This window comes from Bacteroidota bacterium (assembly GCA_030017895.1).
Lineage (GTDB): Bacteria > Bacteroidota > Ignavibacteria > UBA10030 > BY39 > JASEGV01.
On sequence record JASEGV010000098.1, the window covers coordinates 1 to 9,446 of the forward strand.

A 9,446-nucleotide genomic window follows, 5' to 3' on the forward strand; every position below is an offset into this window, starting at 1 on the left:
CACAGAATGGTGATGTTACGTCTTTATTACAAAATAGCGATGGAAACATTGTAGAATTAAATCCGCAGGAATGGGTTGATCTAATTTTCACAGCACCACCTTTATCGGAGGGGATGAAGCGCACGTTTATATTTGTATCTCGTGGGCGGTATGAAAGAGTTCCAGAAGAAAAACAAGAGACTCAAACTTTGATTATGAAATCAGGTATGGATGAAACTACAAAATCAGAAAAGTTAAAATATGAGTTATATGAAAACCGTCCAAATCCTTTTAATCCAATTACGAAGATTAAATATTCAATCCCTGAACCTGCTTACGTATCATTAAAAATATATGATGTGTTAGGTCGTGAAATATCAGTAATTGTAAACGACTGGAAGGAAGTCGGAACACACGAAGTCGAGTGGAACGCACAGAGTTTTTCAAGCGGCGTATATTTCTATAAATTACAAGCCGGTGCGTTTACATCTGTTAAAAAGATGTTGCTCGCAAAGTAAATTACAATATTACATTTGTTACCTCCGGGTTTTATTTGTGAAGCCCGGAGGTTTTTTATTCCTGCTTTTCGCAGTTTTTGGAATCAATTCGGGGGAAGCTTTTGCGGCGGTGATAGGTCCGCTTGTTGAGGTTCCGGTTTTGATAAGTTTGGTAGAAAAAATGTTATCGCTATCGGATTTTTACTCTGGATAGCTGTGTGCCTCGGGTTTATTGTTGCTAATAGTTTCTTTCTTATCCTCTTACTTTTTATTTTTTACGGACTGCAAAAGGGAGCGCTTGAAACAGTTCAAAAAGCTTTTGTTGCAGAATTAAGTCCCGAACAATTTAGGGCGAGTAGTTTGGGAGGATTTCAAATGGTAACCGGTTTATTGTGGGATAATTTTGGGAAAGAAGCTACAATGATTTATTCGATTGTACTTTCGATAATATCATTCGGATTGTTATTTTGGGTAAAAGAAGATCAAAACAATTAATTATTAACACAGTGAATCCAACCCAAAGTTGCAAAAAACGAAAAGAATTTTGCCTAGGAAGATAACTTGGCTGCATCCTCAGTTGCCAAGTTTACTCTCTCGTGAATTTTCCGTATCTTGATTTAGGCAAACCAACATTTTCTAAAACTAAAATTAGATTAAGCAGTGTTCTATGAATAATAAGTACCAGAAATTAACAGAAGAAATTTTAGGACTCGCAGATGTAAAAATTAACGGCACCAACCCTTGGGATATCCTGGTTCACGATGAAAGATTTTATAAGCGTGTAATTACAGAAGTTGAATTAGGTGTTGGTGAATCTTACATGGATGGATGGTGGGATGCAGAAAATGTTGATGATTTTATTTACAAAGTCCTTAGAGCTGAGCTTGACCAAAAAATAAAACGAAAATTATCTATCCTTCTGAAATTATTTCAAGCACGTTTATTCAATCTTCAATCTAAACGCCGTGCTTTTATAATCGGCGAAAGGCATTACGACTTAGGTAACGACCTTTTCCAGAATATGCTCGATAAAAGAATGAATTACAGTTGTGCATATTGGAAGGATGCTAAAACGCTGGACGATGCTCAAGAAAACAAACTCGAATTAATTTGCCGCAAACTTTATCTTAAACCGGGTATGCGTGTGCTCGATATCGGATGCGGTTGGGGAGCTTTTGGTAAATATGCTGCTGAAAAATATAACGTCGAAACAGTAGGAATTACAGTCTCCAAAGAACAAGTTACTTTAGGAAAAGATTTATGCAAAGGATTACCTGTTGAGTTTCGTCTAATGGATTATCGTGAAGTTAATGAGAGATTTGATCGGATAGTAAGCGTTGGAATGTTTGAACACGTAGGTTACAAAAATTACAAAACATTTTTCAAAGTCGCAAATAAAAGTTTAAAAGATGACGGACTATTCTTGCTGCATACCATTGGCAATCCTAAATCTGAAAAAGCATTCAACCCTTGGACGAATAAATACATCTTCCCAAACGGGATGATACCTTCCATTGCACAGTTAAGCAAAGCAGCCGAAGGGCTTTTTGTTATTGAAGATTTACACAATTTTGGAACTGATTACGACAAAACTCTGATCGCGTGGTATAACAACTTCGTAACAAACTGGAGTAAAATAAAAGAAAAATATAATGAACGATTCTACAGAATGTGGAAATATTTTTTACTCTCATCCGCCGGTTCGTTTAGAGCAAGACGAGACCAGCTTTGGCAAATTGTATTATCTAAGAATGGAATTTTAGGCGGTTATAAATCGTCAAGATAAAAACATTTGACAAGTTAAATAATTAAGAAAATGCGAGTCGGTATTTCAAAATTAGGATTGGCGCTTGGCGGTGGCGGGGCAAGGGGTTTAGCTCACATCGGAGTTCTAAAAATTCTTGAGTCTGAGGGAATTAAAATTAATTACATCACCGGATGCAGTATGGGCGCAATTGTGGGCGGGTTATATTAGATGCGATTGAACATCCCAAATTTATCCAACTCGGAATTGAAAAATTAAATAAAAATGCTAAGAGGTTCGATAAAAATTATTTTGAACAATTTTTTGATTATATCGGAAAACGGATTCAGGCACTAAAATCTTTAAGACGGCTTTCATATTTTGACGAGCATCTTACAAAGGAGATATACGAGATAATTCCCGATGTGCCAATCGAAAGTATGAATATAAAATATTCTGCAATTGCTACTGATTTACTTTCCGGAGAAGAAATTAATTTTACTAAAGGAAGCTTACGCAGTGCGATTCGTGCAAGCTCTGCTATTCCGGGACTTTTCCCACCAGTTAAGTATCAAAGTTATTTTCTTGTAGATGGGAGTGCATCTGAGAGCGTCCCCGTTGGTAAAGTTAGAGAAATCGGTGCCGACAGAGTACTGGCTGTAAATGTTACCCGCAACTTAAAGGTGGTTGAATTGCCTGAAAATATTTTTAATATCCTTTACAGAACTGAAGATATTACTTCTTTCCATCTCTCTGTATTAAGATTAAGGGAAGCTGATTTAATTATCCGCCCTCAGGTAGAGGAACACTCCTGGACTGATTTTGATAAGGCGAAAGAAATAATCACAGAGGGAGAAATCGTTACAAAAAAAAATATAAATAGAATTAAAAAGTTAGTCAGCCGAAATTCATACTTGTTAGAGATTGAGCATTACATCAAAAAATTAAAAGGCGATGCTTAACGAACCCTTACAGCCGTGCGCTCCTCTGGTCGAAGTACAGGTTTTCATTATGCTTGTTAATGTGGTTCCTTGGTTGGATAAAAAAAATACCTCGAAAACAGCCTATACTCTAAAAATAAAATAATTAAAGATTTTTCATAAAAATTTTTCTGCAACGAACCCCAAATGTAAGGATATATATATGAGTTCGATTGAAATAAACAGAATGCTGTATCTAAGCAGTGACAGGGCGGATCCCTATTAGTTTTAGCAGCCCTCAGTTTATTTTCTGAGTCTTCGGGAGGACTCAGATTTTTTTATACTTCAAATAGAGATGAGAGCTTTCTTTCCGCTAATAATAATTGATTGATGAATTTCGATAGATTTTTTGATCAATAAAGCAGTTATCACTTTATCAACTTCTTCTGCAGTAGCAACTCCGTTCAAGAGTCGCCGTATTTGTGGGCGCGTAATTACTTTGCCGCTTCGGATGAGAGCTAAAACGATTTCTTTTATGGCTATCTCTCTGCGGATTTTCAACGCTCTTCGAATGGCAATTTTATCCCAATCAACAACTGCCTGCCATACCACACCTTCGTCAGTTTGAAAGCCAACGCGTGTTATCCATAACCTCTCCCATAAATTCGATAACGCCTCGTCCAAAAGTTTGCGTCCCTTCTTGCCCGATAATCCGAACAAAAACATCATAGACTTACGTGAGATTGGGGCTTGCTGTAAAATTGCTTCGTATAAATCTCTCTCAAATTTCGTGTACTTTTTTATGGAGAGTTGTTTGTAAACTGCGTTCTTTGCACTCCGTTCCAAAATAAGTGCGAGATAATTTGTAAAAAACTTCTTCGACACGAAAGCATTCACCCCGTTAAAGGAAATGATATCGAAAGTATCTTTATTCTTTCTTATATCGTTAAGAAGTTCATTTGAAAATATTTCTTTTTCACTTTTTATTCCGAATAAATCGCGCAAATCCGGGATTGTCAAACGGTTGTATGGTTTGAAGAAAATTATTTCAGTTTTCTTCATCAAACCCGTTAAGCTTTTAATAAAAAATTTACTCGTTACCGGTGATGGAGACATAATTAAATTATTTTAAAAAAAGTGTTGCTTAATTCTTGGCTGTCGCAGATGCTGTTTTTTCGTGAGCAACAAATTTGTTATAAATCCACATTAGAATAGCAGCCAACGTACCAACACCGGCAAGTATCAGCCAGATCATATCGGGTGTACCGGCTTCTTTTGCAAACACCTTGTAAATGTAACCGCCGAATGTTCCGCCGAACACCCAGCCCATTGCTATCGGTAAAAATGCGTAACCTTGGAAAAGTCCGATTTGTCCTTTGGGTGCAAGGTTTGCAATGTATTCATAATATCGTGGTGCTTGCATCATCTCACCTATTGCAAAGATTACAAGCGCAGGAACAATAACCCATAAAGTTGGATTCATATAAATTATTATCCACGTTAAAGCTGATAGTGCGAACCCCGTTGAAATTGCAGTGATAGGAGAAAGCTTGAATGTTAAGCGATTGACTAATACTTGAAGGAAGATTATACTCCATGCGCCTGTTGATTCAACAAGCTCGAAGGGTACATCTTTCGAAATGAAATCTCGTATAAAGTACGGAATGATGATAAAAATTTGCCAGAACATTATCCAGTACAAAGAGAAGATAAGTAAGAAAGTAATGAAGCGGAAGTTTTTAAGTACATAAATCAGATTAGAAATTTTTTCTTTGAGTAAGCCACCGGGTGCGTCTTCAGCTCCGCCCGGTTCTTTGAAAAATATTAATGTACTTACAAACATAAGAGCACAGGAAATTGCTGAAACTAAATATACATAGCTGATCCCGATACTGTCACGAACTAAATATGCGATTAATGGTCCAAGCGCACCACCGACATTCACAAGCATATAATAAATTGCATAACCGAGCGACTTTGATTCAGAAGTCGTGGTTTTGGATACCGTACCTAAAACTGCAGGTTTAATAAATGAACCACCAATAGCTGTGAAAATTAAAATGGCTGATAAAGTCCAGAAGAGATGTTCTTTCGCAATCAAATCGGAGAACGGCGGAATACCCGTTGCACCGATTAAGAAATAACCGATGGCTAAAACAAAGAAAGCAAAGGTGAACGATTTTCGGAATCCGAATTTATCAGCTAAAGCGCCCGCAAAAATTGGCAGGAAATAAATTAACCCGCCAAATATCGAAGAAAGTTTTCCGGCTTGAAATTCATCGAAGTGAAGATGGTCTCGTAAGAATATACTTAAGACTGCCGCCTGACCATAGTAAGCGAGCCGCTCAAATAATTCCATAATATTTGCTACCCAGAACTGTTTCTGAAAACCTGTCTTTAAAAAATCAATTTGTTTTGCAATATCCACATTAGCTCCTTTTATTTTATATCAAAACTATTTCATTCTGTACTTCACCGGTTACGATTGCTTCGCCGTTATGCTTTATGAACATATTAAGTTCGCTTCGAACCGCCATTTCGCCTTCTAAATAAATGCCCGGTTCAATCGAGAAACAAGATCCCGGCATCAACTGACGCTCGTCTTTTGTTTCAAGATTGTCGATATTTGCACCGTTGCCGTGAACCTCAACACCGATTGAATGACCGGTTCGATGAACGAAATATTTTCCGTAACCGGCTTTCTTCACAACGTTACGGCATACATCATCCACTTCCCAGCCGAAGCACGGTTTCTTTTTTGCAAATTTTTCCTGAATAAACTTCACGGCAGCATTACGTGCGTTCTTTGCTGCATCAAATATATCAACATACTTTGGCGGCGGATTAACTCCAATATATCCGACCCAAGTTATATCATAATAAATTCCATTAGGAACATCTTTCTTTGCCCATAAATCAATTAATACAGTGTCTCCTGTTTTGAATTTTCGTGAGTTTTGCGGTGTCGGTTCAAAGTGGGGATCAGCAGGATGATCGTTCGTCCCAACGATAGGGGCGCTATGTGTAACTAAACCATCTTTCTTAAAACGATTCATAATAAACTGCTGAACATCATATTCGGTTAAATTCAATTTTTCTTTTACCGATTTTCCAATTAGCTCGAAAGCCTCCTTGCGTATTCTATCTATTAGTTTTGATGCTTGTAAATGAAGACGATAACTTTTCTCGTCTATGAACGCCTCGAACTCAGTTACCAAATCTGCCGACGAAACTACCTGATGCCCGAAGCTTTTTACGAGTTCGATTGTTCCCGCATCAACTATCGAGATGTATGGGATATTATTTTTCGGAGAATACTGCATTGCAATTTTCTTTTTCGGACCTAACATTTTTTTAAGAAGTTCGTGCTGTTGTTTCCAGGGTAAGTAAACAACTTTTTTGCCGGGGAGGGAATCGAGTTTAAATTTTTCCACGCTGTGTGCTAACTTGCGGGGTTCACCTTTTGCGGGTATAAAATAAAACCAGCGTCGTGTTGCCATTTTTGTGCTATCGAGTCCTAATATGCGGTAAGCCAACATGTCTCGATTATGAAAATCGTAGAAAAGCCATCCATCAATTCCACGCCGACGCAGAGCTGTTTGTATCTTCTTCCAGTCCATTATAAAACTCCTAAAATGTTATATGAATAATTACCACCCAAATTACATAAAGTTTTTGTTTGTTTCAAGTTCCACCGATTTGGTCGGCGTGGTTTGTTTTGAATAAACAAAAAGAGCCGACCCATCCGTCCCCAAAGCATTCGGGACAGATTGAACCGGCTCTTTATAACTTTCGATTTCTCTCCTTGCGTTAGCTCAGAAGTAATTGCTTCAATCGAAATTTTCTCATTGAAGCATTGACCCATTTTTCCATTGATTCATTTACACATTGAGTCTTTGATTGGATGATTTTTACCGCATCAGCAACATTTTCTTTACAGATGTGAACGAACCTGCGGCGAGTTTATAGAAAAATACTCCGCTTGTAATATTTGCACCATCCCAAGTTACATCATAATAGCCTGCATCCTTGTATTCATTTACCAGTATAGCCACTTCACGCCCGAGCACATCATAAACTTTGAGCATTACAAAACCAGCTTCCGGAATTGAAAATTTTATTTTAGTCGTCGGGTTGAACGGGTTTGGGTGATTTTGTTCTAATACATATTCCGCCGGAATGTTAGTATAACTATTTTCTAACTCACCTTCACCCGCTTTATAAAATTCACAAGGTCTTGGTATTGCAGCTTGTGCCTCAACAGAAAGCTCGCCATTTTCTAAACCATCTATGCTAACATTTCCTGAACCCAATAAAGATATTTTTTCTTTCTTGCCGGTAATAAGCCAATAAGTTGTTTTGTTATCCTCTTTTACAATCCAACTGAATGAAATCGGATATTGTGCATCCTTTATTTTAATCGGTTTTATTTTCTTCGACTGATCAGGCACTAAAATTTCTATGAATTTACCAGACTTAAAGCGAGCATCAAATATTCCTTTTGGAGGTGATGGCGGCATATCAAAATCATTCAAGCCAAGAGCTAACTTTCTACCTCCGTTGTGAGCATACATTGATTGCTTATTTCCTTTATTATCAGTAATTGAAAATTGATCCATCGCTGATAATTCATTTATTGGTGCACAAGGGTCTATATATGGTGCGCTGCGTATTGTAAAGTTCCACCTGTTCGACCATATACCAGTCGCAACATTATTCTTTGGCTTAACACGCCAGTAATAAGTGGTGCTGTATGATAGCGGTCCTATCTGTTTTGATGTCGTTGTTATAGTCGTATCGTTAAAAACGAATGTGGTAAAACACGGATCTGAAGAAACTTGTAAATTATATGACGTTGCGCCGCTTGATGCATTCCAGCTTAATGTAAAAGTTGTAGATAAACCCGTTGTTCCGTTAGCAGGAGACGATAATATTACTTGAGGCGGTGCACCTGGCGGGTTAGCTGACGGTTCTTCTGAACACTGTGGAGGAGAGCATGACGCCGTTGAATTTACGTCTAAAATTATTTTACCATTATTATATCCAAAAAAACGAGAAGATATTATATTGGCTGGTTTAGAATAAATTTTTGAAGTTTGTAAATCTTGAGATATTGATCCTATAATGTTCCAGCCATTGCCGACATTGACAACAGGAATATTAACTGAATCTAACGGAAAGCCGGCATAATCTTTTGTCTGCGAAGATGGGAAACTTACCCAATAACCTATTCTGTTTTCAAGAGTATTTTTTTCCACATATCCGACACCGGGTATATAAGCGGATGCCGCGGAACTTGCACCTGACCACACAGCAGTCTTTGAAAAATCATGAACAATGTTTGGCACACTCAACATATTCCAACCCGATGCAATTGATGATGAGACAGTTACATCGTGTTTCTTTAATGTTATTTGATAAGGAGCAGACGTGCCCGATGAATAAATATAGGTTGGCGAAGAAATATCATTTAGTATTGTCGATGGATAGTAGCTGTTTTTCTGTATTATTCTTGGAACAGAGCCAGTAGAGTTATCGACCCACATACTGTTTCCGTCAGTCATATCACTGAACACGATATTTACTTTCCCATCATAGTTACAAAATGATAATGAAGGATAATCGAATATAACATTAAGTTGAATCCATGACCTTGAGTCAACGGGTGAATTCATTATATTATCAATTTGAATATAATTAATACTCTTCGATGTTCCCCCTGAGTATCTGTTGTCTATCGCTGAAAAAGCAATGTGTATTTGAGGCCAAGAAACATCTATGCTTGGATGAGTACAATTAGTCAAATACGTATAGGTTGATGTGAGATTTCTTTGACCGTACCAGCTTATAGTTCCAGATTTATAATGAGCGTGTTGCCGAATGTCAAGAGATAGACTAAGAAATTTATTATATTAATAATGTTTTAGTTTCATAAGAAAAGCATAAGAAGAAATTCACATTCAAAATAGGAAATAGTATGATCTCTCACGAAAGTAGCCAGTTAAATTTTCATTCACAAATATTTGATCGTTGCGTTCCTGCTTCACATCCGTACCGGCAGATGCTGAAGTGTCTTGACCTTTCAAGTTTAAGCAAGAACATCGAACATACCTATAGCCGGCTTGGCACTACAGGTTATCCGATAGAGAGTGCAATCAAGATGGTTCTGCTTCAATTTGTAGAAGATGTTAGTGATCGTGAAATGGAACGAGCACTGCGAGAGAACATGGCATTCCGCTTTTTCTGTGGTTTCACCCCTGATGATGTAACACCCGACTTTACCTATTTTACCAAACTGCGAAAACG

The 9,446-nt window shown here is 37.6% G+C and carries 9 protein-coding genes and 2 pseudogenes; 7 read left to right on the forward strand and 4 right to left on the reverse strand.

Going from position 1 to position 9,446, the window contains the following annotated elements; translation table 11 throughout:
* The 6 genes and pseudogenes from QME58_13140 to QME58_13165 all read left to right on the forward strand — a co-directional run.
* Positions 1 to 497: T9SS type A sorting domain-containing protein (locus QME58_13140; protein MDI6804763.1), on the forward strand; the 497-nt coding region annotated here is incomplete at its 5' end.
* 73 nt (positions 498 to 570) lie between these two features.
* A pseudogene (locus QME58_13145) lies at positions 571 to 690 on the forward strand (arsenical-resistance protein).
* A 2-nt stretch (positions 691 to 692) separates the two neighbouring features.
* The gene (locus tag QME58_13150; protein ID MDI6804764.1) at positions 693 to 971 is read left to right on the forward strand and encodes a hypothetical protein; all 279 of its coding nucleotides are present in this window, start codon (positions 693 to 695) and stop codon (positions 969 to 971) included.
* A 172-nt stretch (positions 972 to 1,143) separates the two neighbouring features.
* Positions 1,144 to 2,262 carry a cyclopropane fatty acyl phospholipid synthase gene (gene cfa, locus QME58_13155; GenBank protein MDI6804765.1) on the forward strand — a complete coding sequence of 373 codons (1,119 nt, stop codon included), beginning with the start codon at positions 1,144 to 1,146 and terminating at the stop codon, positions 2,260 to 2,262.
* 30 nt (positions 2,263 to 2,292) lie between these two features.
* A pseudogene (locus QME58_13160) lies at positions 2,293 to 2,448 on the forward strand (patatin-like phospholipase family protein).
* A gap of 212 nt (positions 2,449 to 2,660) precedes the next feature.
* Positions 2,661 to 3,182 carry a patatin-like phospholipase family protein gene (locus QME58_13165; GenBank protein ID MDI6804766.1) on the forward strand — a complete coding sequence of 174 codons (522 nt, stop codon included), beginning with the start codon at positions 2,661 to 2,663 and terminating at the stop codon, positions 3,180 to 3,182.
* Between the two features lie 303 nt (positions 3,183 to 3,485).
* Here QME58_13165 and QME58_13170 read toward each other — a convergent pair whose 3' ends face one another.
* The 4 genes from QME58_13170 to QME58_13185 all read right to left on the reverse strand — a co-directional run bounded on the left by QME58_13170 (position 3,486) and on the right by QME58_13185 (position 8,815).
* Positions 3,486 to 4,256, reverse strand: coding sequence for a hypothetical protein (locus QME58_13170; protein MDI6804767.1), 771 nt, complete (start codon positions 4,254 to 4,256; stop codon positions 3,486 to 3,488).
* Between the two features lie 28 nt (positions 4,257 to 4,284).
* The gene (locus QME58_13175) at positions 4,285 to 5,568 is read right to left on the reverse strand and encodes an MFS transporter (protein ID MDI6804768.1); all 1,284 of its coding nucleotides are present in this window, start codon (positions 5,566 to 5,568) and stop codon (positions 4,285 to 4,287) included.
* A gap of 16 nt (positions 5,569 to 5,584) precedes the next feature.
* The gene (locus tag QME58_13180) at positions 5,585 to 6,760 is read right to left on the reverse strand and encodes a M24 family metallopeptidase (protein MDI6804769.1); all 1,176 of its coding nucleotides are present in this window, start codon (positions 6,758 to 6,760) and stop codon (positions 5,585 to 5,587) included.
* Between the two features lie 291 nt (positions 6,761 to 7,051).
* Entirely contained in the window at positions 7,052 to 8,815 is a 1,764-nt protein-coding gene (locus QME58_13185; protein MDI6804770.1) for a T9SS type A sorting domain-containing protein, read from the reverse strand.
* Between the two features lie 302 nt (positions 8,816 to 9,117).
* Between QME58_13185 and QME58_13190 the strand changes: the two genes are divergently transcribed.
* The coding region (locus tag QME58_13190; protein MDI6804771.1) for a transposase at positions 9,118 to 9,446 on the forward strand (329 nt) is incomplete at its 3' end.

Bases quoted from the DNA above. Each gene is read 5' to 3' on its own strand.
- QME58_13185 (MDI6804770.1), bottom strand. From the start codon at position 8,815: ATGAATTCACCCGTTGACTCAAGGTCATGGATTCAACTTAATGTTATA.
- QME58_13170 (MDI6804767.1), bottom strand. From the start codon at position 4,256: ATGTCTCCATCACCGGTAACGAGTAAATTTTTTATTAAAAGCTTAACG.
- QME58_13180 (MDI6804769.1), bottom strand. From the start codon at position 6,760: ATGGACTGGAAGAAGATACAAACAGCTCTGCGTCGGCGTGGAATTGAT.
- QME58_13165 (MDI6804766.1), top strand. From the start codon at position 2,661: ATGAATATAAAATATTCTGCAATTGCTACTGATTTACTTTCCGGAGAA.
- cfa (MDI6804765.1), top strand. From the start codon at position 1,144: ATGAATAATAAGTACCAGAAATTAACAGAAGAAATTTTAGGACTCGCA.